The sequence below is a fragment of the Streptomyces sp. NBC_00286 genome (assembly GCF_036173125.1).
GTDB lineage: Bacteria > Actinomycetota > Actinomycetes > Streptomycetales > Streptomycetaceae > Streptomyces.
On sequence record NZ_CP108054.1, the window covers coordinates 6,491,009 to 6,512,780 of the forward strand.

General features: G+C 70.0%; 18 protein-coding genes. 4 read left to right on the forward strand and 14 right to left on the reverse strand.

The annotated features are described in order from the left end of the window. Positions 1–52: 52 nt before the first annotated feature. The 6 genes from OHT21_RS29980 to OHT21_RS30005 all read right to left on the reverse strand — a co-directional run bounded on the left by OHT21_RS29980 (position 53) and on the right by OHT21_RS30005 (position 8,401). A complete protein-coding gene (locus OHT21_RS29980; RefSeq protein ID WP_328771397.1) occupies positions 53–907 on the reverse strand; it encodes a siderophore-interacting protein in 855 nt (284 codons plus the stop codon). A gap of 393 nt (positions 908–1,300) precedes the next feature. Next, positions 1,301–2,347: an ABC transporter substrate-binding protein gene (locus OHT21_RS29985; RefSeq protein ID WP_328771398.1), complete on the reverse strand. Its 1,047-nt coding sequence runs from the start codon at positions 2,345–2,347 to the stop codon at positions 1,301–1,303. A gap of 99 nt (positions 2,348–2,446) precedes the next feature. Further along, the gene (locus tag OHT21_RS29990) at positions 2,447–3,613 is read right to left on the reverse strand and encodes an acyl-CoA dehydrogenase family protein (protein WP_328771399.1); all 1,167 of its coding nucleotides are present in this window, start codon (positions 3,611–3,613) and stop codon (positions 2,447–2,449) included. 6 nt (positions 3,614–3,619) lie between these two features. Further along, positions 3,620–4,573, reverse strand: coding sequence for a hydroxymethylglutaryl-CoA lyase (locus OHT21_RS29995; protein WP_328771400.1), 954 nt, complete (start codon positions 4,571–4,573; stop codon positions 3,620–3,622). Beyond that, positions 4,570–6,765: an acetyl/propionyl/methylcrotonyl-CoA carboxylase subunit alpha gene (locus tag OHT21_RS30000; RefSeq protein ID WP_328771401.1), complete on the reverse strand. Its 2,196-nt coding sequence runs from the start codon at positions 6,763–6,765 to the stop codon at positions 4,570–4,572. Before OHT21_RS30000 ends, OHT21_RS29995 begins: the two co-directional genes overlap by 4 nt. A 19-nt stretch (positions 6,766–6,784) precedes the next feature. Next, complete coding sequence (locus OHT21_RS30005) at positions 6,785–8,401, reverse strand: carboxyl transferase domain-containing protein (protein WP_328771402.1); 1,617 nt, start codon at positions 8,399–8,401, stop codon at positions 6,785–6,787. 86 nt (positions 8,402–8,487) lie between these two features. Here OHT21_RS30005 and OHT21_RS30010 point away from each other — a divergent pair, with 86 nt between their 5' ends. The 3 genes from OHT21_RS30010 to OHT21_RS30020 all read left to right on the forward strand — a co-directional run bounded on the left by OHT21_RS30010 (position 8,488) and on the right by OHT21_RS30020 (position 11,357). Beyond that, a complete protein-coding gene (locus OHT21_RS30010) occupies positions 8,488–9,090 on the forward strand; it encodes an SACE_7040 family transcriptional regulator (protein WP_165344702.1) in 603 nt (200 codons plus the stop codon). A gap of 156 nt (positions 9,091–9,246) precedes the next feature. Next, positions 9,247–10,404: an acyl-CoA dehydrogenase family protein gene (locus OHT21_RS30015; RefSeq protein ID WP_328771403.1), complete on the forward strand. Its 1,158-nt coding sequence runs from the start codon at positions 9,247–9,249 to the stop codon at positions 10,402–10,404. 35 nt (positions 10,405–10,439) lie between these two features. Further along, positions 10,440–11,357, forward strand: a complete 918-nt coding sequence (locus tag OHT21_RS30020; protein ID WP_328771404.1) for an acyl-CoA thioesterase — start codon at positions 10,440–10,442, stop codon at positions 11,355–11,357. 259 nt (positions 11,358–11,616) lie between these two features. Here OHT21_RS30020 and OHT21_RS30025 read toward each other — a convergent pair whose 3' ends face one another. The 6 genes from OHT21_RS30025 to OHT21_RS30050 form a co-directional block, all read right to left on the reverse strand. Beyond that, positions 11,617–12,405 carry a phosphatase gene (locus OHT21_RS30025; RefSeq protein ID WP_328771405.1) on the reverse strand — a complete coding sequence of 263 codons (789 nt, stop codon included), beginning with the start codon at positions 12,403–12,405 and terminating at the stop codon, positions 11,617–11,619. Between the two features lie 104 nt (positions 12,406–12,509). Next, positions 12,510–14,249, reverse strand: a complete 1,740-nt coding sequence (locus OHT21_RS30030) for a thiamine pyrophosphate-binding protein (RefSeq protein WP_328771406.1) — start codon at positions 14,247–14,249, stop codon at positions 12,510–12,512. Next, the gene (speB, locus tag OHT21_RS30035; RefSeq protein ID WP_328771407.1) at positions 14,246–15,226 is read right to left on the reverse strand and encodes an agmatinase; all 981 of its coding nucleotides are present in this window, start codon (positions 15,224–15,226) and stop codon (positions 14,246–14,248) included. The genes OHT21_RS30030 and speB overlap by 4 nt, the downstream gene beginning before the upstream one ends. 301 nt (positions 15,227–15,527) lie before the next feature. Further along, positions 15,528–17,036, reverse strand: coding sequence for an FG-GAP and VCBS repeat-containing protein (locus tag OHT21_RS30040; protein WP_328771408.1), 1,509 nt, complete (start codon positions 17,034–17,036; stop codon positions 15,528–15,530). Between the two features lie 219 nt (positions 17,037–17,255). Next, a complete protein-coding gene (locus OHT21_RS30045) occupies positions 17,256–18,089 on the reverse strand; it encodes an endonuclease I family protein (RefSeq protein ID WP_328771409.1) in 834 nt (277 codons plus the stop codon). Positions 18,090–18,306: 217 nt separating this feature from the next. Next, positions 18,307–19,227 carry a LysR family transcriptional regulator gene (locus OHT21_RS30050; RefSeq protein ID WP_328774273.1) on the reverse strand — a complete coding sequence of 307 codons (921 nt, stop codon included), beginning with the start codon at positions 19,225–19,227 and terminating at the stop codon, positions 18,307–18,309. Positions 19,228–19,409: 182 nt separating this feature from the next. Between OHT21_RS30050 and OHT21_RS30055 the strand changes: the two genes are divergently transcribed. After that, positions 19,410–20,036 carry a DUF6817 domain-containing protein gene (locus tag OHT21_RS30055; RefSeq protein ID WP_328771410.1) on the forward strand — a complete coding sequence of 209 codons (627 nt, stop codon included), beginning with the start codon at positions 19,410–19,412 and terminating at the stop codon, positions 20,034–20,036. Between the two features lie 163 nt (positions 20,037–20,199). Here OHT21_RS30055 and OHT21_RS30060 read toward each other — a convergent pair whose 3' ends face one another. Continuing rightward, positions 20,200–20,757 carry a dihydrofolate reductase family protein gene (locus tag OHT21_RS30060; protein WP_328771411.1) on the reverse strand — a complete coding sequence of 186 codons (558 nt, stop codon included), beginning with the start codon at positions 20,755–20,757 and terminating at the stop codon, positions 20,200–20,202. 75 nt (positions 20,758–20,832) lie between these two features. Continuing rightward, a complete protein-coding gene (locus OHT21_RS30065; protein ID WP_328771412.1) occupies positions 20,833–21,771 on the reverse strand; it encodes an RNA polymerase subunit sigma-70 in 939 nt (312 codons plus the stop codon). Between the last annotated feature and the right edge of the window lies 1 nt (position 21,772).

The window sequence follows — 21,772 nt, forward strand, 5'->3', positions numbered from 1 at the left end:
GCGCGTTGGTTGCCTTTGGTGGCTGTGCGTGTTGGGTGAATCACTCTCCCTGTCACTCTCCTTGCGCCCGGAGTTGCTCCTCGGTCAGCCCGCGCCGCCAGTAGCCGACGAATGTGACGCGCCGGCGGTCGAACTCCCGTTCGCGTACGAGGTGTCGGCGCAGCGCCTTGACCTGGCCGGACTCGCCCGCGATCCAGGCGTACGGGCTTTCTGCGGGCGGGAGTTGCGCGGCTCGGATCGCTTCGTGGGCCTTGGGGGAGCCCTCGTCGCGTACGAGCCAGGTGATGTCGGCGTCGGCGGGGTTGAGGAGGTCGAGGCGGTCGGCTGCGTGCGGGACTTCCAGCCAGGCGGTTGCCCTGGTCCCGGTTGGGAGCGACTCGAGGATGGCCGCGGCGGCGGGTAGGGCGGTTTCGTCCGCCCAGAGGACGATCAGGTCGGTGTCCGCCGGCGGGCGGAAACGGATCGCCGTGTTGTCGGCTACGGCTGGGCCGAGCAGTACGACTCGGTCGCCGGGCTGCGTGTCGGCGGCCCAGCGGGAGGCCGGGCCGGCCGGGGTTGCGGCGCCCGGCTCCGTGCCGTGCAGCACGAAGTCGATGTCGATCTCGTCGGGGTCTCGCCTCAGGGCGCGGAGGGTGTACGAGCGCATGATCGCCCGCACGTCGTCGGGGGTGTCGATCCAGGCCTGACGCCAGCCCTCGCCGTACTCCATCGGCATGACGGGCTCTTCCTGGCCCGGCCGCGGGAGGAAGAGGGAGAGGCTTTGGTCGAGGCCGTTGGAGGCGAAGGTTTGTAGGCCGTTGCGGTTGCTGGCCGCGAAGGTGACGCGGACGAGGGAGGGGCTGAGCCGCCTCGTCCGTACTACCTGGAGGTCGAAGAAGCGGTACGGGGCGGCTACCGCCGTTGGCATGGGTGCTCCTGAGTTTTCGTCAGGGGGTGGGCGGGTTGCTGTGCGTCTGACCTGCGGGTGCGTTGGGGCTGGTCGCGCAGTTCCCCGCGCCCCTAGGGGCGGGTGGGTTGCTGTGCGTCAGACCTGCGGGTGCGTCGTGGCCGGTCGCGCAGTTCCCCGCGCCCCTAACGGGGCGCCACCGGCCCCGCTGCCTGCGGCGCGTGGGCCGGTTCCCTTTCAGGGCGGTCGCCAGCAACAGCGCCCCTTCAGGGGCGCGGGGAACTGCGCGAGCAACCACGACGCACCCGCACCCGCTCAACCGCCGGAGGCACCCGCGGGGCTGTGTCAATTTGCGGCGCAGCCGAGAGTGGGGGAGCGACCAGCCATCAACGGCCCGCAGTTGATCACTCCCGCTCAGGCGACCTTCTTCGCCTTCTCGATGGCCTCGGCCAGGTTTTCGAGAAGCGGCGCGCACTTGTCGTAGGACAAGATCGGCTCCGGGTCACGAGCGATGACCTGCCCAGCCTTGACGGCAGGCAACTGCTTCCACGTTGCCTCCGTGATGTCCGCGGGCTGGATGGCCGAGGTGCGGTTGTCCATCAGGATGAGATCCGCGTCGTACTTGTCGACGTTCTCCCAGCTGAGGTTCTCGAACCAGCCGCCGCTGGCCTTCAGTACGTCGGCGGGCGGCTCGACGAAGGTGACGCCGAGTGCCTTGAAGTACTCCAGGTCGACGGAGAGGTTCGAGGTGGAGACGTAGAAGATGTCCTGGCTCGCGGAACCGGCCAGCACCTTGATGCCGGGGTTGGCTTTCACCGCGGCGCGCACCTTGGCGGAGGCGTCCTCGAAGCGCTTCTTGGCGGCGGTGACCTTGTCGGCCTTGATGTCGGCGCCGAGGGACTCGGCGAGCGCCATCATGCGCTGCAGCGGCTCGGTCAGCCGGCGGTCGTAGACGGAGATGCCGACGCTCGGGGCGAGGGCGGCGATCTTGTCCTTGGACTCCTCGGGGACGTACCAGAGCGTGCCCGCGTCGTCGAACATGGTGGTGATCAGAACGTCGGGCGCCAGGGTCGCGTACTTCTCGACGTTGAACTGGCCGAACTCGTTGCCGAGAATGGTCACCTTGCTGATGTCGAGGTCGCCGGCCTGGACATCGGCCTTGCCGTCCTTGGTCTCGGTGGGGCCGAAGACGCCCTTGACCTCGATGCCGTAGTCGTGGAGCGCGGCGGCGACGCCGGTGAACGCGACGATGCTCGCCGGGACCTTGTCGGTCTCGACGGTCTTGCCGCGGTCGTCCTTGAAGCTCCAGGGGCCGGACTTGGCGGCCTCCGTGGAGTCGGCCGAGCCACCGCTTTTCGCGTCGTCGTCGCCGCAGGCCGCGAGGACGGCGCCGAGGCCGAGGGCGCCGCCCGCGGCGAGTATGCCGCGGCGGGTGAGGTGGGCGGAACGGGCGTTGAACATGGTGGTGACTGCTTTCGCACAGGGCTGATCGCCCACGGGACAATTCCCAAGGTAGGTTAGCCTAACCTCACTACGTGTCCGATGGGCGGGGCCTGAGCGTCAGCTCGTCAACCCCAACTCCCGTGCGATCAGCATGCGTTGGACCTCGCTCGTGCCCTCGCCGATCTCCAGGATCTTGGAGTCGCGCCACATGCGGGCCACCGGGTACTCGTTCATGAAGCCGTAGCCGCCGTGGATCTGGGTGGCGTCGCGGGCGTTGTCCACGGCGATCGTGGAGGAGTAGAGCTTGGCCAGGGCCGCCTCCTTCTTGAAGGGGTCGCCGGTCACCAGGCGGGAGGCCGCGTCGCGCCAGGCCAGGCGGGATGTGTGGGCCTTCATCTCCATGTCGGCGATCTTGAACTGGATCGCCTGGTTCGCGCCGATCGGGCGGCCGAAGGCGTGGCGCTCCTTGGCGTACTTGATCGATTCGTCGACGCAGCCCTGCGCAAGACCCGTCCCCAGGGCCGCTATGGCGATACGGCCCTCGTCGAGGATGCGAAGGAACTGGGCGTAACCGCGGCCCTCCTCACCGAGCAGGTTCGCGGCGGGTACGCGGACGTCGTCGAAGGACAGCTCGCGGGTGTCCGAGGCGTTCCAGCCGACCTTCGAGTACGCGGGCGCCACCGTGAACCCGGGTGTTCCCGACGGCACGATGATCGCCGATATACGGGGCTTGCCCTCGTCCGTGCGGCCGGTCACCGCCGTCACCGTGACCAGACCCGTGATGTCCGTACCGGAGTTGGTGATGAAGCACTTGGTGCCGTTGATCACCCATTCGTTCGTCGCCTCGTCGAGACGGGCCGTCGTACGGGTCGCACCGGCGTCCGAGCCGCCGTCCGGTTCGGTCAGGCCGAAGGCGCCGAGGATCTCGCCCGTGCAGAGGCGGGGCAGCCACTCCCGCTTCTGGGCCTCCGTGCCGAACAGGTGGATCGGCATGGCGCCGAGGGAGACGCCTGCTTCGAGGGTGATGGCGACGGAGGAGTCGACGCGGGCCAGCTCCTCCAGCGCGATACCGAGCGCCAGATAGTCGCCGCCCATGCCGCCGTACTCCTCCGGAAACGGCAGCCCGAACAGACCCATCCGGCCCATCTCCCGCACGATCTCGTACGGGAACTCGTGCCGCTCGTAGAAATCCCCGATCTTCGGGGCGACCACGTCGTGTGCGAACTCCTCGACGGTCCGGCGGAGTTCTTCGAGCTCGGGGGAGAGCCGATGGTCAAGTGACATGGGGGATCACTCCTTGTGGGAGAGGGCGCGGACGGTGCGGGAAGGGCTGGGTCGGCCCAGTTGGTCGGCCATCCAGCCGCTCGTGGCGACGAGACGGTCGAGGTCGACTCCGGTGTCGATGCCGAGGCCCCGCAGCATCCACACGAGGTCTTCGGTGGCGAGGTTGCCGGTGGCGGACTTGGCGAACGGGCAGCCGCCGAGGCCTCCGGCGGACGCGTCGATTGTCGTGACGCCGTGCTGAAGTGCCGCCAGGGTGTTGGCGAGGGCCTGGCCGTACGTGTCGTGGAAGTGCACGCCGAGCGTGTGCGTGGGGACGCCTGCTTCGTTCAGCGCGCTGAGCAGTGCCTGTACGTGCCCCGGGGTCGCGACGCCGATCGTGTCGCCGAGGCTCAGTTCGTCACAGCCCATGTCCAACAGCGCCCGGCACACCCGTACGACCTGGGGGACGGGGACCGGGCCCTCCCAGGGGTCGCCGAAGCACATGGAGAGATACCCGCGTACGTGGGCACCCTCGTCCTTCGCCCGCTGGACCACCGGCTCGAACATGGCCAGCGCCTCGTCGACGGTCCGGTTGAGGTTGGCCTTCGCGAAGGACTCCGTGGCGCTCGCGAACACGGCGAGGCGGCTCGCGCCGAGGGCGAGGGCGCGGTCCAGGCCGCGTTCGTTGGGTACGAGGACCGGGAGCGCGACCGGGAGTTCGCTGACGCGGGGGAACAGGTCTTCCGCGTCGGCCAGTTGGGGCACCCACTTGGGGTGTACGAAGCTTGTGGCCTCGATGGTGGTGAGGCCCGCGTCGGCGAGGCGCCGGATGAGCTCGGCCTTCGTCTCCGTCGGGACGGTGGCCTTCTCGTTCTGCAGGCCGTCGCGGGGGCCGACCTCGTGGATGCGGACGGTGGACGTGGCCGGGAGGCCCTGGGCGGGGACGGCCATCGGGAGTCCCAGCGCGGCGGATGTGGTCATGAGGTGGCCTCCTCCTGCTCCTGACCCAGTTCCTGCTCCTGGGGTGCGATGACGGCCAGCACCTGGTCCATGGCGACGGTCGAGCCCGCGGTGACGTCCAGCTCGGTGACGGTGCCGGCGTGCGGGGCGGAGATGACGTGCTCCATCTTCATTGCCTCCACGACCAGGAGGCTCTGTCCGGCGGCCACTTCGTCGCCCACGGCGACCTTCACGACGGTGACCGTGCCGGGCATGGGGGCGGTGAGGGAGTCGACGCCGGTTCGGGCGGCGCCGGTGAGGGAGGCGGTGACGGGGTCGTGGTCTTGGACGTTCCAGGCGTCGCCGTCGCGGCCCAGCCAGGTGCCTCCCAGCAGGGCGGCGAAGGTGTGGGTGACGCCGTTCAGGTGGATGGTGACGGTGCCGGTGCGGGTGGGTGGGTTTTCTTCCCCAAGCCCGCCCCTCCCCGGCTGTGACATTTGCGGCTCCGCCGCGTGGGAGGGCAAGCCCCCAGACCCCCACGAGACTTCCGCGTCGCGGAGGGATCCGCGTACGCGGACCTCGACGGGGTCGTGGCCGGGCACGCGCAGGTGGTGCACGGTCCAGGCGGGTGTGCCACCGAGCCGCCACCCACTGGGTACCGAGAAAGGATCGGTCCACCTTTCCAGCCCGTCGTGGGGGTCCCCCCGCTCGAGCGAAGCCGAGAGTGGGGGAGTTTGAGGACGAGGCCGTTCAGGCCGATGGGGGTCTGGGGGCGTAGCCCCCAGCGGGGTCCAGGGGCGGAGCCCCTGGTTACGGGAAGGGGCGGGGCTGGGGAACAAACGCGCTTGTCGCAGCAACCCCGCCGCCACGTACACCTCACCCGGCACCTCACCCGAGACCAGCCCGTCAACCTCCCGCTCCACCAACCCGGTGTCCAACTCGCCCGCCACCACCGCCGGATGGGCCAGCAGCCGCCGCAGGAACCCGGCATTCGTCTGCACGCCCAGCGTCACCGTCTCGGCAAGCGCAGCCCGCAGCTTCCGTAGAGCCGTCGCCCGGTCCGGCCCGTACGCGATGACCTTGGACAGCATCGGGTCGTACAGGGACCCGACCTCCGTGCCCTCACTGAGCCCGGAGTCGGTGCGAACCCCGTCGCCCCACGGCTCGCGCAGGGCAAGAACCGTCCCCCCGGAGGGAAGGAACCCCCGCGCCGGATCCTCCGCGCAGATCCGCGCCTCGACCGCGTGCCCGGTGAGCGTGATGTCCTCCTGCTCAAACCCCAACCGCTCACCCGCCGCAACCCGAAGCTGCCACTCGACAAGATCGACACCGGTCACCATCTCCGTCACCGGATGCTCAACCTGAAGCCGCGTGTTCATCTCCATGAAGCAGTACGCCGACGGATCATCGCCCGGCACGATGAACTCGACCGTGCCCGCGCCCACGTACCCGCAGGAGCGCGCCGCCTCGACCGCCGCCGCCCCCATGGCCGCCCGCGTCTTCTCGTCGAGCAGCACACTCGGCGCCTCCTCGATGATCTTCTGGTGCCGGCGCTGGAGCGAGCACTCACGCTCGCCCAGGTGCACCACACGACCGTGCCCGTCCGCCAGGACCTGGATCTCGATATGCCGGGGCCGGTCGATCCACCGCTCCACGAGCAGCGTGTCGTCACCGAAGGAAGCACGGGCCTCCCGCCGGGCCGCCGCGATCTCCTCGCTGAGCACCGACAGGTCGCGCACAAGGCGCATCCCCTTGCCGCCGCCGCCCGCCGAGGGCTTGAGCAGCACGGGCGCGCCCAACTCGCGGGCCGCGTCCTCCAGTTCGGGATCGGCGGCACCCGGCACGACCGGCACCCCGGCCGCCTTCACCGTCTCCTTGGCGCGGATCTTGTCGCCCATCAGGGAGATGGCGTCGGCGGGCGGCCCGATGAAGACGAGCCCGGCGTCGGCGCACGCGCGCGCGAAGGCGGCGTTCTCGGCGAGGAAGCCGTACCCGGGATGCACCGCCTGGGCCCCGCTCGCGGCAGCCGCCTCCAACAGCCGCTCCGCCGACAGATAGCTCTCGCTCGCCGGCGCCGGACCGATCCGTACGGCCGTGTCCGCCTCCCGGACGTGTCGTGCGTCGGCGTCCGCATCGCTGAAGACGGCCACCGAGCGCACACCCAGCGCCCGGAGTGTACGGATGACACGGACCGCGATCTCGCCCCGGTTGGCCACAAGCACTGTCTCGAACATCGTCAAGAGTCCCTCCCCCTCACATCCGGAAGACGCCGAATTGGGGCTCGCCCAGTGGCGCGTTGGCGCAGGCGGTCAGGGCCAGACCCAGCACCTGCCGGGTCTCCATGGGGTCGATGACCCCGTCGTCCCAGAGCCGGGCCGTCGCGTAATAGGCGTTGCCCTGGCGCTCGTACTGTGCGCGGATCGGCTCCTTGAAGGCCTCTTCCTCCTCGGCGGGCCAGGACTCGCCGCGGGCCTCCAACTGGTCGCGCTTGACGGTCGCGAGGACCGATGCGGCCTGCTCGCCGCCCATCACGGAGATCTTGGCGTTGGGCCACATCCACAGGAAGCGCGGGGAGTACGCCCGGCCGCACATCGAGTAGTTGCCCGCGCCGTACGAGCCGCCGATCACCACCGTCAGCTTCGGTACGCGCGTACTGGCCACCGCCGTGACCATCTTGGCGCCGTGCTTGGCGATGCCGCCCGCCTCGTAGTCACGCCCCACCATGAAGCCCGAGACGTTCTGCAGGAACAGCAGAGGGATGCCGCGCTGGTCGCACAGCTCGATGAAGTGGGCGCCCTTCTGGGCCGATTCGGAGAACAGGATGCCGTTGTTGGCGACGATCCCGACCGGATGCCCGTGCACCCGCGCGAACCCCGTGACCAGCGTCTGCCCGAACTCCGACTTGAACTCCGCGAAACGCGAGCCGTCGACCACGCGCGCGATGACCTCGCGTACGTCATAGGGGGTGCGGGAATCCACCGGCACCACGCCGTACAGCCCCGCCGGGTCCACCTTCGGCTCCACGGCCGGTGCGACCGACCAGGGCAGTGATCCGCGCGCGGGGAGGGTGGAAACGATGGTGCGCACGATCCGCAGTGCGTGCGCGTCGTCCTCCGCGAGGTGGTCGGTGACACCCGACACACGCGCGTGGACCTCGCCGCCGCCCAGCTCCTCGGCGGTGACGACCTCTCCCGTCGCGGCCTTCACCAGGGGCGGGCCGCCGAGGAAGATCGTGCCCTGATTGCGCACGATCACGGCCTCGTCGCTCATGGCGGGGACGTACGCTCCACCCGCCGTGCACGAGCCGAGCACCGCCGCGATCTGCGGGATCCCGGCACCCGACATCCGCGCCTGGTTGTAGAAGATCCGCCCGAAGTGCTCGCGGTCGGGGAAGACCTCGTCCTGCATGGGCAGGAACGCGCCTCCGGAGTCCACCAAGTACACACAGGGGAGGCGGTTTTCGAGCGCCACCTCCTGGGCGCGCAGATGCTTCTTCACCGTCATCGGGTAGTACGTGCCGCCCTTGACGGTCGCGTCATTGGCGACGATCACGCACTCGCGGCCGCTCACCCGCCCGATCCCGGCGATGACACCCGCGGCCGGCGCCTGCCCTTCGTACATCCCGTCAGCAGCCAGGGGAGCCAGTTCCAGGAAAGGCGAGCCCGGGTCCAGCAGGGTGTCCACGCGGTCGCGCGGCAGCAGCTTTCCACGCGCGGTGTGCCGCTCGCGCGCCCGCTCGCCGCCGCCGAGCCTGGCCGTGGCCAGCTTCTGCCGCAGCTCGTCCAAGAGGGCGTGGTGTGCCGCCTCGTTGGCCCGCCAGGCCGCCGACGCGGGATCGGCCGCGCTGGTCAGCTCCGGTGCCTCCTGCATCGCGGAGTCCCCTCACTTTGTTAATGAGCGTTAACGTCCTGCCTCCAGGTTAACGACCGCTAACCTGCCTGTCTAGAATTGCCTCCATGGCCACCAGAACCGACGCCCTCACCCGCCGCGAACAGATCCTCAAGGAGGCCGCCCGGCTCTTCGCCGAACGCGGCTTCCACGGCGTCGGTGTCGACGAGATAGGGGCGGCGGTCGGCATCAGCGGACCCGGCCTGTACCGGCACTTCGCGGGCAAGGACGCGATGCTCGCCGAGCTGCTCGTGGGGATCAGCGGGCAGCTGCTGACCGGTGGCAAGCGGCGGGCCGCCGAGGCCGCCGGGAACCCCGAGGCGGTCCTCGACTCGCTCGTCGAAGGGCACATCGACTTCGCGCTCGACGACCGCCCTCTGATCACCTTGCACGACCGCGAGCTGGACCGCCTCCGGGACAGCGACCGCAAGCTCGTACGGCAGCTCCAACGGCAGTACGTAGAGCTGTGGGTGGAGGTCGTCCGCGAGGTCTACCCGGACCTCGCCGAGCCGGCCGCCCGGGCCGCCGTCCACGCCGTCTTCGGGCTGCTGAACTCGACGCCGCACATGGGGCGTCCCGGCTCGCTGCCCGGCCGGGCGGGCACGGCGGCGTTGCTGCACCGGATGGCGCGGGGGGCTTTCGAGGCGGCGGCCGTCTCGGCTTCGGCGTGAGCCGGGTTCCGGCGCGGCGGGGCCGGTGTGACGTGCTCTCAGCGTGACCTACGTCTCTGGACGACTGTCGTGACCGACGGGTAACGTGGGTGGCTGAGCAAGCGCTTAGTAGTCGGCGCTTGGGACCGAGCAGCGCGAGTCAAGGAGTCGTACACGATGCGCCGTACCGTCTTCAACGAGGATCACGAGGCGTTCCGGGAGACCCTGCGGGCCTTTATCGAGGCCGAGGTCGTGCCCGTGTACGACGAGTGGTTCGCCGCGGGCCAGGCGCCGCGCGACTTCTACTACAAGCTCGCCGAGCTGGGTGTCTTCGGGATCCGCGTCCCCGAGGAGTTCGGCGGCGCGGGCATCGACTCGTACAAGTTCGAGGCCATCATGTACGAGGAGACCGCCCGCGCGGGTGTCTCCTTCGGCGGCTCCGGCGTGCATGTGCTGCTCGGTCTGCCGTACATCAAGATGCTCGCCACCGACGAGCAGAAGAAGCGGTTCCTGCCGAAGTTCGTCTCCGGTGAGGAGATGTGGGCCCTCGCGATGACCGAGCCGGGCACCGGCTCCGACCTCGCGGGCATGAAGACCACCGCGAAGCTCTCCGACGACGGCACGCACTATGTGCTCAACGGCGCCAAGACCTTCATCACCGGCGGCGTCCACGCCGACCGCGTCATCGTCTGCGCCCGGACCTCCGCCCCGCGCGAGGACGACCGCCGCTTCGGCATCTCCCTGTTCGCCGTCGACACCAAGTCCGAGGGCTACTCCGTCGGCCGCAAGCTGGACAAGCTCGGCCTGAAGACCTCCGACACCGCCGAGCTGGCGTTCGTCGACGTGAAGGTACCGGTCGAGGACCTGCTCGGCGAGGAGAACAAGGGCTTCGCCTACCTCGGCACCAACCTCGCCTCGGAGCGCTGGGGCATCGCCTTCGGCGCGTACGCGCAGGCCGCGGCGGCGGTCCGGTTCGCCAAGGAGTACGTCCAGGACCGTACGGTCTTCGGCAAAACCGTCGCCTCGTTCCAGAACACCAAGTTCGAGCTGGCCGCCTGCCAGGCCGAGGTCGACGCCGCGCAGGCCGTCGCCGACCGTTCCCTGGAAGCTCTGGACGCGGGCGAGCTGTCTCCGGCCGAGGCCGCGAGCGCCAAGCTGTTCTGCACCGAGGTCGCGCACCGCGTCATCGACCGCTGCCTCCAGCTGCACGGCGGCTACGGCTTCATGAACGAGTACCCGATAGCCCGCCTGTACGCCGACAACCGCGTCAACCGGATCTACGGCGGCACCAGCGAGGTCATGAAGATGATTATCGCGAAGGACATGGGTCTGTAGGCCGTCAGAAATCAGTCCACGGCACAACGGACATCATGAGCCAGGCAAGTGAAGTCAACAGGCCGCGCGAGGCAGGTCAGCCGCGCGAGGCGCTCGACTCCCTGCTCGATCTGCTCGACCTGGAGCGGATCGAGCAGGACATCTTCCGCGGGCGGTCCCAGCGCTCCGTCGTCCCGCGCGTCTTCGGCGGGCAGGTCGCGGCGCAGGCGCTGGTCGCGGCCGGGCGTACGGTTCCCGAGGACCGGCTCGCGCACTCCCTGCACTCGTACTTCCTGCGACCCGGGGATCCCGGCGCGCCCATCGTCTACACCGTGGACCGGATCCGCGACGGCCGTTCCTTCACGACGCGTCGGGTCGTCGCGGTCCAGCACGGCCAGCCGATCTTTCACCTCTCCGCGTCCTTCCAGACGTACGAGGAGGGCCTCGAGCACCAGGCGCCCATGCCGGACTCGCCCGACCCCGAGACGCTGCCGACCGCGGAGGAGATCCTTCCCGCGTACGCGGACGCCTTCTGGGAACCGGGCGTTCTGGAACGGCTGTTGGAGGCTCGTGCCGCGGTCGACCTCCGGTATGTGGACGCCCCGCCGTTCGCCAGCGTCGGGGAGGAGCGTGAGCCGCGCTCCCAGGTGTGGTTCCGCACCAACGGCAAGCTGGTGGATGATCCGCTGCTGCACGTCTGCCTCGCCACGTACGTCTCCGACATGACGCTCCTCGACTCCGTCCTCCTCGCCCACGGGCGGGGTGGCTGGGCCGTCGGGGATGTGGTCGGGGCCTCGCTGGACCACGCGATGTGGTTCCACCGTCCGTTCCGGGCGGACGAGTGGCTCCTGTACGACCAGGAGTCGCCGTCGGCGTCGGGTGGGCGGGGACTTGGGCAGGCCCGGATCTACACGCGGGAGGGCCAGTTGGCGATCACGGTGATCCAGGAGGGGGTTGTGCGGGTGCCGCGGTGACGGTTCCCGGCTTTTCTCGCCCCCGTCGCCCTTACCCGTCCCATACCAAGGGGCTCCGCCCCTGGACCCCGCTGGGGCTTCGCCCCAGGCCCCATCGGCCTGAACGGCCTCGTCCTCAAGCTCCCCCGGCTACCTCCCCCAGCTACCTCCCCCAGCTACCGCTGGGGGTGCCCCCAGGGGTGCCCCCAGAGGTGCCCCCAGACGGGCTGGTTGGTGCGGGCCTGCGCTGACGAAACAGCCCCGTGGAGGGGCGAAACCCCTACGCCAAGTCCGCCGCGTCCAGCAGATACGCCGTCATCGGGTCGTAGTGCCTGGGACTGGTCACGTGGTCGTCCAGCGGAATCGCCACCTGGAGTGTGCCCTCGGATTCCGCGAGGAACAGCGCGGGGTCGTTGCAGTCGGCGTACCCCATGGAGTCGATGCCCTGCTGGCCGGCGAAACCGGCCCAGCCGTGGTCGGCGACGACCAGGTCGGGCAGCGGCCGGCCCTCGAGCTCGAGCCCGGTCAGGATGGCGCGCATCGGCTCGCCGGAGTGGGTGTGCCAGAGCGTGGCCCCATGCTCCAGGACGGCCACGTCCGCGAACTGCATCACGTACCCCTCGTCCGTCTGCAGCCCGTCCGGGATCACCACGATCTCGCACCCGGCGGCTCGCAATCCGGCGGCGGTTGCGCGGTGCACGTCCAGAAGCCCGCCCGGATGTCCCGTAGCGAACAGCACCCGCTGCTTCCCGGCCGCCGCCTTCCGCAGCCGTGACGCCATCCGGTCCAGGGCGTCGATCGTCAGCTCCGGATCGATCGTGTCCTGCCCGTGGCGATACTCCGGGTCGTCGTTCACCCCGCACCTCTCCGCCATCACCGCGAGCACGTCCTGCTCATCGGTCCAGCGGTCACCGAGCTCAAGGCCGAGCCAGAAGTTGCGGTCGCCGTTCGACAGCTTGCGGTAGTGGGAAAGGTTGTTCTCGCGGGGGGTGGCGACATCGCCCGCGATACGCGTCCGTACGAGGTGATCGACGAGTTCGGCGCGGCTGGGAGTCCCGGGTATCGGCATGGTCCCTATTCTGCCGGTGCGCTCCGCGCTGCGAACTGGTGTTCCGCAGCATGGGACGGGGGGTCACGTGGCGTTCGTCACCCGCCGGCTGTCAGCCGCAGCCGTCAGCCCAGGTGCGTAGGCGCGAACATCCGTAGCACCGCAGGGAGGACGAGTACCGCGGGGCCGGGTGTGGAGAGGGCCTTGGACAGGTCCGCTTCGAGGGATTCCGGAGTCGTACGGGCCCCTGGCACCCCGAATGACTCCGCCAGGGCCACGTAGTTCGGGCGGGCCAGCTCCGTGGCCGACTCGGCTCCAGCTCCAGCTCCAGCTCCAGCCCCAGCCTCAGTCCCGGTCTCCGTCGGCTCGCCGAAGGTGTCCGTCATGTACTCGCGGAGGATGCCGTAGCCGCCGTCGTCGATGATCAGCCAGGTGACGTTGAAGTCGTGCTGCTTCGCGGTGGCGAGTTCGGCGATGGAGTACAGGGCGCCGCCGTCGCCGGAGATCGCGAGGACCGGGTGGGTGGGGTCCGCTGCCGCGGCGCCCAAGGCGGCGGGGAGGGCGTAGCCGAGGCCGCCCGCGCCCTGGGCCGAGTGCATGGTGTTGGGGTGGCGAGGGTCGAAGGCCGACCAGGCCCAGTAGGCGAGGATCGTCATGTCCCAGAAGGAGGGGGAGCGGCGGGGGAGGGCTCGGCGGATCGACGCCAACAGGTCCTGTTCCAGGGTGAGTTGCTGGGCGTCGATGCGGTCGGAGACCTTCGCGAGGACCTCACGGACGCGCTCCGGGGCCTGCGCGTCCGTTCGCTCCTCCACCGTCTCCAGCAGCGCCTGCAACGCCAGCCTCGCGTCGGCGTGGATGCCGAGCGCCGGGTAGTTGGACTCCAGCTTGCCCAGGTCCGCCTCGATCTGGATCAGGCGGCCGCGGGGCTTGAAGGTTCGGTAGTTCGACGACATCTCGCCGAGGCCCGAGCCGACGACGAGGAGTACGTCCGCGTCCTCCAGGAGGTCCGTGGTGTGCCGGTCCTCCATCCAGGACTGGAGGGAGAGGGGGTGGTTCCAGGGGAACGCGCCCTTGCCGCCGAATGTGGTGACCACCGGCGCCTGGATCCGCTCCGCCAGCGCCCGCAGCTTGCCCGACGCGTCCGCCCGTACGACCCCGCCTCCGGCGATGATCGCCGGACGGGCCGCGCGCGACAGCAAGTGGGCGGCCAGCGCGGTGAGTTCGGGGCGCGGGACCAGCTCCTCGGGCATCACGTCGGGCGCCGTCACCTCCGGCAGCAGTGTCTCGGCCAGCAGTACGTCCTGCGGGATCTCCACCCACACCGGCCCGTGCGGAGCCGTCAGCGCCGACTGCCACGCCGCCGCGATCGCCGACGGGATCTGTGACTGCGTACGGACCGTATGGACGGACTTCACCACGCCCCTGAACGACGCCTGCTGGTCCGGGAGTTCGTGCAGGTAGCCGTGCCGGCCGCCGCCCAGGCCCGCGGTCGGGATCTGGCTGCTGATCGCCAGCACCGGCGCGCTCGCCGCCGCGGCTTCCTGGAGTGCGGCCAGGGACATCAGCGCGCCCGGGCCCGTCGAGAGCAGGAGCGGGGCCGCCTCGCCGGTGATACGGCCGTACGCGTCTGCCGCGAAGCCCGCGTTGTTCTCGACGCGCAGGCCGATGTAGCGGAGGGAGGAGCGGCGCAGGGCGTCGAACAGGCCCAGCGCGTGCTGGCCGGGGAGGCCGAAGACCGTGGTCGCGCCGAGTCCGGAGAGGGTTTCCACGACCAGGTCGCCGCCGATGCGCCCGGGGGGAGGGTTCAGCGCGGCTGTCGTCTGGGCGGGTGTGGGACGGAGTACCAGGTCGTGGTCGTGCGTCACTTCGCCGTCTTCTCCTGGTTCGCCTGCGCGATCTGGCGGGACATGATCGTCGTCAGCTCGTACGCCGTGTGGGACGCGGCGACCGACGTGATCTCGGCGTGATCGTACGCGGGCGCGACCTCCACGACGTCCGCCGAGACGAGGTGGCAGGACGTCAACCCCCGGAGGATCTCCAGGAGTTCGCGGGACGTCAGGCCGCCCGCCTCCGGCGTACCCGTGCCGGGTGCGTGCGCGGGGTCCAGTACGTCGATGTCGATGGAGATGTACAGCGGACGGTCGCCGATGCGCTGTCGTAGCTGGTCCGCGACCTCGTCGACGCCGCGTCGCATGACGTCCGCCGACGTGACGATGCCGAAGCCCATCTTCTCGTCGTCGTCCAGGTCCTTCCTGCCGTACAGCGGACCGCGGATGCCCACGTGCGACAGCGCCGAGGTGTCGAGGATGCCCTCCTCGACCGCCCGCCGGAACGGTGTCCCATGCGTGTACTCCGCGCCGAAGTACGTGTCCCAGGTGTCGAGGTGAGCGTCGAAGTGCAGCAGAGCCACCGGACCGTGCTTCTTCGCGACCGAACGCAGGAGGGGGAGCGCGATGGTGTGGTCACCGCCGAGGGTCATCAACCGGGCGCCGGTCGAAAGGAGTTCGTCCGCGGCCCCCTCCACCGTCTCCACGGCCTCGTTGATGTCGAACGGGTTTGCGGCGATGTCACCCGCGTCCGCGACCTGCGCCAGCGCGAACGGCGACGCGTCCTGCGCGGGGTTGTACGGGCGCAGGAGACGGCTGGCCTCCCTGATGGCGTTCCCGCCGAAACGGGCACCCGGCCGGTACGAGACGCCCGCGTCGAACGGCACGCCCACCACCGCGACGTCGGCGCGGCCGACCTCGTCGAGGCGGGGAAGCCGGGCGAAGGTGGCCGGTCCCGCGTACCGGGGGATACGGGAGGAGTCGACGGGCCCGCGGGGCGTCTCGTTGCTGCTCATGATGAAGAGGCCTTCTTTCCCGCGCTGCGTCGCTTCGTCGCGTATGTCCTGCACGGCCGACTCTACTGGGGAGCCGGGACCTGCTCGGACACGGGTTCGGGCGGACGGAGTCGCGGATTCGCGCTCAGGCAGCGCAGGCAGCGCAGGCAGCGCAGGCGGCGCATGCAGCGCAGGTAGCCCAGACCGCCCAACCAGCTCAGGCGGCTCAGGCAGGTCAGACGCGAGTGACCCAGGAGCGGCGCGGACGCCGGTCCTGGGTCACTCGTGGGGCTTCTCGCTTCCTCAGCCGCTCAGCAGCGGCTCAGCGCAGGTCCGAGCCGAACAGTGCGTTCGTGGTCGGTGCCGACAGCGTGCCGGGGCCGAAGGCGAAGGCCGCCGTGGTGGTGAGGCCGCTCGTGTTGCCGCGCAGCACCCAGACCGCTCCGGCGGAGGCGTTCTCAGCCGTCGAGGCGACGGCGAGATCGCGGTGGCCGTTGCCGTCCACGTCCACGAGCGCGGTGGCCGCGCCGAACGCGTCGTTCGCCTCGGCTACTCCGGGCACACCCTCGGTGTTCTGGTTGAAGACCTGGGTGCCGGTGCCCGTGACGCCGGAGGCGCTGCCGGGGACCAGGGCGAACGAACCGGCGTCGGTGAGGCCGCTGAAGTCCTCGCCGGCGATGCCGAGCGCGATGTCCGCGAAACCGTCGCCCGTGACGTCCGCGACCGAGACAGCGGAGCCGACGCGGTCACCCTCCTCCTGGGCGCCGTAGAAGCCGGGCAGGCTCTGGTCGAAGGACTTGGTGTCGGCCAGTCCGGAGGCCGAGCCGAACGCGACACGGACCTGTTCGGACCAGTCGTCGGCGCCGACCACCACATCGTCGAAGCCGTCGCCGTTCACGTCACCCACGCCGGTGCCCGGCTGTTCGCCGCCCGCGGTCTCTCCGTGGGACCACCCGATGGTGAAGCCCGAACTACCGCCGCCGTACAGCAGCCGGTTGCCCCAGGTGCCGTCGCCGGTGTAGGTCCACTGGACGATGTCGTCCTTGCCGTCGCCGTTGACGTCGCCGACCTGTCCGGAGACGACGGGGCCGGTGATCGAGTCGGGGCCGTTCTCGCAGCCGCCGTCGGTGACGCAGGAGGCGTCGTCCGCGTCCCAGCCCCACCACTCCGACTTGTCGAGGATGTTCTGGGTGGCGGCGGGCGTTCCGGCGCGGGAGATCGGGCCCTTCCACACAGTGGCCGGGGCACCTTCGGGTTCGTCGCCGGCGAGTTTCGTCTTGGCGAACAGGGCCAGGTCCGTCTTGCCGTCCCCGTCGAAGTCGCCGGCCTGCGGGGTGGCCCCGTAGCCGGGGATGTTCGTGCCGCCGGTCAGGCCGGAGGGGGAGCCCCACAGGATGACGGAGCCCGGGGTGCCGCCCGCGATCACGAGGTCGCCGTAGCCGTCGCCGTCCAGGTCGCCCTTGGCGAACGTGGAGCCGAAGCGCTGGTCGGCGGTGGCCGAGCCGGGGACGCCGCTGGTGGAGCGGCTGATGAGCTTCTTGTTGGCGGCGGAGAGGCCGCTGGGCGAGCCATAGGTGACGGCTACGTAGCCGGCCTTGGCCTTGCCGGACACCGTGGCGCCCGGAGCGCCGGTGACCAGGTCGGCGTGGCCGTCTCCGTTTAAGTCGTCCTGTACGTCCACGTCCGCCGCTTCGGTGGCGGGAGCGGCGGGCGCGGCTTGGGCGGAGGCCCCGGTGAGGGTCAGGGTGCCGATCCCTCCGGCGAGCAGCGCCGCGGCGGCCACGGGAGCGGCCAGCCGGGCGGTGGGGGTTCTGCGTCGTGCTCGGGACATGCATGAGCCTTTCGAGTCGGTCCGTTCAGCGCGTTGGACGCGCATTCATGGACTGGGACCCGACTGGCGCTTCACCGGTTGTGTGGCCGGACGACATTTTTTGTTCACCCACGGACCTTGGCTTGAACTGAACTCCCCGTTGAACACGGGGAGTTCACGCCTCTGCGCAGTGGGCTACTGAGTGCGTGTGGGTGCGCTACCGGTTCGCGTGCGGGTGCGCTACCAGATCGCCTCCACCCACTCCGGGTGGTCGATGAACGGGTTGCGGTTGTGCTGGTAGGTGTCGTAGATGATCTCGTTGCGGTTCTCCTCGAAGGCGCTCGGCGGGTCCTCGTCGTTCCACTGCTTCAGCACCGAGAGGCGGCCGTGGTACGGGGAACTGCCGTTGGACACCGAGTCGTTGGGCTCCAGATCCGCCCAGCTGTCGTCGCCCTCGTAACGGACGGCCATGTAGAGGATCATGCGGGCCACGTCGCCCTTGACGGAGTCGCGGGGCTCGAAGGAGTTCGAGTCGGTGAAGTTGCCGGACGCGCCGCTGACCGCGCTGCCGCCGTTGTCGAAGTCCTTGTTGCCGCGGATGCTGTTGATCCGCACGTCCTCGGGGCGCAGGTGGTGCAGGTCGGTGCCGGGGCCGGCCGAGGTGCCGAAGTCGCCGTGGGACTGGGCCCAGACGTGCTCGCGGTTCCAGTCGCCGGTGTCGCCGCCGTTGAGGGACTTGCTGCGGGAGGTGCCGCTGTAGAGCAGGATCACGTTGTTGCTGTTGTTCGGGTCCTGGTCCGTGGCCTTGAGGGCGTTCCAGACCGCGGAGTACGAGATCCTGGTCTGGTCGCTGATGATCGTGTGCAGCGAGTCCTTCAGCGCCGGGCCCGTCTTGCCGATCGCGTCCTGGTAGTACGTGTCGTCGTACGCGTCGGTGGTGGCCACGGCGGGGCTCGCGGCGGCGGTCGGCAGGGTGAGGCCGACGAGTACGGCGGCGGCGGTCATCGCGAGCGGCTTCCAGCCGCGTATTCGACTGCCGGTCGGCCGGCTGGTGCCTGTCTGCGTAACGGACATGGGGGGTGCCCTTTCCCGGGGACGGCACGCGTGGAACGCGATGGTCCGGCTCAAGGTGCCTGTGCTCTACGCGTGTTGACCACTTGGTCAATCGCGAGAGTGGCACGGGGGAGGGGCCCGCCGTGTAACCGGGAAGGGGCGTTTGTGTGACGTTCCCGTAGAGCCGCGGGGTGCGCGGGCTTTGCGCGGGTTTTCCCCAACTGGCTGAGGGTTTGCTCTAGTTGACGGCGGTCGGATCCAGGCGGTACGGGGATGCCGCACAGCTGCGGGTGACGATGTCGGCGAAGGCGCGGGCAAGGGGCGGGAGGGCGTCCCAGCGGCGTACGGCCCAGCCGACCGACAGCGGCGGCAACGCCGGAATGGGGACGAGCCGAAGTGGTCCGTCCTCGGACGCCGGCAGACCCGGTACGGCGGGTACGACGGCGTGCCCCAGGCCGAGTTCGGCGAGCAGCAGGGCCGTATCCCAGTCGGCGACACTCGTGTCCGAACCGACCCGGATGCCCAACTCGGAGAAGGCCGCGTCCAGGTGGGCGCCGGAGGTGGAGTTCGGCGGCAGCCGGACGAGGCGGATGCCCGACAGGTCGGAGGCATCGATGCGCGACCGCGTTGCGAGCGGGTCGTCGACTTGGACGGCGAGTACCCAGGGCAGGTCGAGTACGGGCCGCTGCTCGATGCCGCGCACCGGGTCGCCGATGGTGATCCAGGCCAGGTCGAGGTTGCTGGCCAGGAGGGCATCGAAGCAGCTGCGGCTGGAGGTCTCGGTCCGGAACTCCAGGCTCGCTCTGGGGTAACGCCTGCGGAACGCGACGATCGCCTCGGCCATGAAGTGCCGTACGGTCGTTCCGCCGGTGGTGATCCGGACCGAACCACAGTCGCCGTTCACCAGCTCGCCGAGGCGGCGCAGCGCGAGATCGAGCCCCGCGATCCCGTCGGCGGCGGCATCGCACAGGATGCGCCCGGCCGCCGTGGGCACGACCCCGCGCGGCTGACGCTCCAGCAGGCTCACTCCGGTCTCCCGCTCCAGCCGCTTCACGTGCTGGCTCACGGCCGACTGAGTGCAGGTCAGCTCCCGGGCAACAGCACTGAGGCTTCCCGCCCGGCACACGGCCACGAACACGCGCAGGTCGTCCAACGTCACGAGCACCCAAGCTACACCTTGGGGTATGCGAGAAAACCCCAGGATTGGCTGGGGTACTCGACCCCCGCGAAGATCGTCCCAGGGCCCGAGGCGGCAACCCGTCCGGCGCCTTCGCCCGGATCCGGACCGGGCGATGGCGTCGTACGGGTGCCGACCGCCCATCCCGGAAAGGACGCGGCCCCGTGGCTCCTCCCCTTGCTGCCCCTGTTGCGGCCGAACGGGCTGTCGCGCTTCTGCGCCGACTCGGTGCCGAAGACATCCCCCACCCCGGCGGTACTCTCCTCGCCCATCTCCAGCGCGTACACGCCCGGCTCGCCACATGGAAAGCGCGCCCCGCCCTCCAACTCGCGGGCTTGTGCCACGCGTTCTACGGCACCGATGGCTTCCCCACGGCGTTGCTGCCACTTGACCGCCGTACGGACCTCGCAGCTGTGATCGGCCCCGAGGCCGAAGCCATCGTGTACCTCTACGCTTCGTGTGACCGAAAGGCCACCTATCCGGCGCTCGCCGCAGCCGACGCTGTCCTCCATGACCGGTTCACCGGTCATGCCCGTACCGCGGAACTGCGGATGCGCCGGGACTTCGCCGAGCTGTCCGCCGCCAATGAACTCGACCTCGCCTGCGCCGACCCCGTCTTCCGCGAGGAGTGGGGCCCTGAGCTGCTCGCACTGTTCACCCGACTCCGGGACCTGCTCAGCGCGGACGCATGGTCCGACTGCCGCACGGTACTTGCCGGACCCGCGCGGTCCCCCAGTACGGCGGGATCTGAGGCTCCCAGGTGTTCGGGCCGCCGGTGGCCCGGCAACTGACCTCCAGCCACTGCCCGTTGCCGTAACGGGCCACCGGCGTCGAGCCGTGGCGCGGTTCGGTGCGCATCACCAGGGCCGAGCCCGGGTCGATGCCGATGACTTGGGCGCAGCCGGTCGGGTCACCTGGGCCGACGCCGGGGCACGGGCGGCGCGGGTGCGAACGTCATCGTGCCGCCCTCCGGTATCGCGCGAGGACGGCGGCGCCAGCTTGATCGGCCGACAGGCACTCCAGGTACGCGGGCGGATTGCCGGCGGGGAAGAGCCGCAGGCCGGTGCCGAGGATCGTGGGGAAGGTCAGCAGCCGGTACTCGTCGATCAGGTCCTCGGCCATCAGCGCGTGTACGACGCTCAAGCTGCCGGCGATGATCACATCGCGCTGCTCGCGTTTGACGGCGTCGACCATGTCGCCGTCGGTGATCCGCGAGTTCACCCACGCCGAGGTGTCGGTCAGTGTGCGGGAGGCGACCAGCTTCGGCACGGTGTTCATCCGCGTGGAGAACGGGTCATCGCGTCCCGGCCACAGTTGCGAGAACAGCTGCCAGGTCGTACGCCCCAACAGCATGACTCCGTCGTCCAGCGTGCTCCCCAGCCGGAACTTGTCCCCGGCCACCGCCTCGGGGCCGTGCCGGAACGCCCAGCCGCCGGTCGACGTTCCCCCGGAGCCGTCCGGGTCGGACACGATCCCGTCCAGGGTGATGAATTGAATGACGATGACGCTCACGATGGGTGTCCCTTCGATCGATGCTCACCCGTTAGTACAGGGCTCACCCGTACGTACCGGCGGCATCGGCCCCACTCATCGCGCCCGGCGGAACTCGCCGGAAGAAATCTGCTGCGGCAGGTCGAATGCCGCGCATACGCGCGGATCGGCGAACACGACGTTGTGCGCGATCCGGCCGCCGGTGACCGTGAAGACCTGGAGCGTGTGCAGCCGAAGCCCGCCGCCGGGTTCCGGCGCGTACGCGGCCAGCGCGGGCTGCCCGTTGGCGGTGAGTTGCCTCATGCCCCAGCCGGTCCCACGCATCTGGAACACACGGTCCATGAACAGGCCGTAGTCGCGACTGCCCCGGTACCACAGCGGCACCGGCGGCATTTCCAGGACCGCCTCGTCGGTGAGGAGCCGCACGAGCGCGGGGACGTCCGCCGCCTCGAAGGCCTGCATGTACCGCTGGATCGCGGCGCGTACCTCGGGATCGTCCGGCTCAGTGACCTCGTCCAGGCCACCCACGTCCGCGAGAGCGGCGCGGGCCCGCTGCAGTGCGCTGTTGACGGCCGTGGCCGTGGTGCCCAACTGCTCGGCGACCTCGGCGGCGGTGAACTCCAGTACCTCACGGAGCACGAGCACCGCCCGCTGCCGCGGCGGCAGGACCTGCATCGCCGCCACCAACGCGAGTCGCAGGTCGGCTCGTACCTCCGTGTCGAACCGGGCGTCGGGAAACGGCTGCAGCCACGGGATGTCGAACGCCGGCGTGAGCGGTGCCCCGGGATCGTCGCTCGGCGCGGCAAGGCCGGACGGCAACGGCCGCCGCACACGCCCCTGCAGCGCGGTCAGGCACGCATTGGTCGCGATCCGGTACAGCCAGGTTCGTACGGACGCGCGCGTGCTGTCGTAACGGTCGCGGGCCTTCCAGGCGCGCAGCATCGTCTCCTGCACCAGGTCCTCTGCTTCGTGGAACGAGCCCAGCATCCGGTAGCAGTACGCAACCAACTCACCCCGGTACGGCTCGAAGTCCATG

What these genes read in the sequence shown, in the direction of transcription:
- OHT21_RS30000 (WP_328771401.1), bottom strand. Translation starts at nt 6,765, where the DNA reads ATGTTCGAGACAGTGCTTGTGGCCAACCGGGGCGAGATCGCGGTCCGT.
- speB (WP_328771407.1), bottom strand. Translation starts at nt 15,226, where the DNA reads ATGAGCAGCAACGAGACGCCCCGCGGGCCCGTCGACTCCTCCCGTATC.
- OHT21_RS30040 (WP_328771408.1), bottom strand. Translation starts at nt 17,036, where the DNA reads ATGTCCCGAGCACGACGCAGAACCCCCACCGCCCGGCTGGCCGCTCCC.
- OHT21_RS30020 (WP_328771404.1), top strand. Translation starts at nt 10,440, where the DNA reads ATGAGCCAGGCAAGTGAAGTCAACAGGCCGCGCGAGGCAGGTCAGCCG.
- OHT21_RS30005 (WP_328771402.1), bottom strand. Translation starts at nt 8,401, where the DNA reads ATGCAGGAGGCACCGGAGCTGACCAGCGCGGCCGATCCCGCGTCGGCG.
- OHT21_RS29995 (WP_328771400.1), bottom strand. Translation starts at nt 4,573, where the DNA reads ATGACCACATCCGCCGCGCTGGGACTCCCGATGGCCGTCCCCGCCCAG.
- OHT21_RS29980 (WP_328771397.1), bottom strand. Translation starts at nt 907, where the DNA reads ATGCCAACGGCGGTAGCCGCCCCGTACCGCTTCTTCGACCTCCAGGTA.
- OHT21_RS30025 (WP_328771405.1), bottom strand. Translation starts at nt 12,405, where the DNA reads ATGCCGATACCCGGGACTCCCAGCCGCGCCGAACTCGTCGATCACCTC.
- OHT21_RS30015 (WP_328771403.1), top strand. Translation starts at nt 9,247, where the DNA reads ATGCGCCGTACCGTCTTCAACGAGGATCACGAGGCGTTCCGGGAGACC.
- OHT21_RS30065 (WP_328771412.1), bottom strand. Translation starts at nt 21,771, where the DNA reads ATGGACTTCGAGCCGTACCGGGGTGAGTTGGTTGCGTACTGCTACCGG.
- OHT21_RS30010 (WP_165344702.1), top strand. Translation starts at nt 8,488, where the DNA reads ATGGCCACCAGAACCGACGCCCTCACCCGCCGCGAACAGATCCTCAAG.
- OHT21_RS29990 (WP_328771399.1), bottom strand. Translation starts at nt 3,613, where the DNA reads ATGTCACTTGACCATCGGCTCTCCCCCGAGCTCGAAGAACTCCGCCGG.
- OHT21_RS30045 (WP_328771409.1), bottom strand. Translation starts at nt 18,089, where the DNA reads ATGTCCGTTACGCAGACAGGCACCAGCCGGCCGACCGGCAGTCGAATA.
- OHT21_RS29985 (WP_328771398.1), bottom strand. Translation starts at nt 2,347, where the DNA reads ATGTTCAACGCCCGTTCCGCCCACCTCACCCGCCGCGGCATACTCGCC.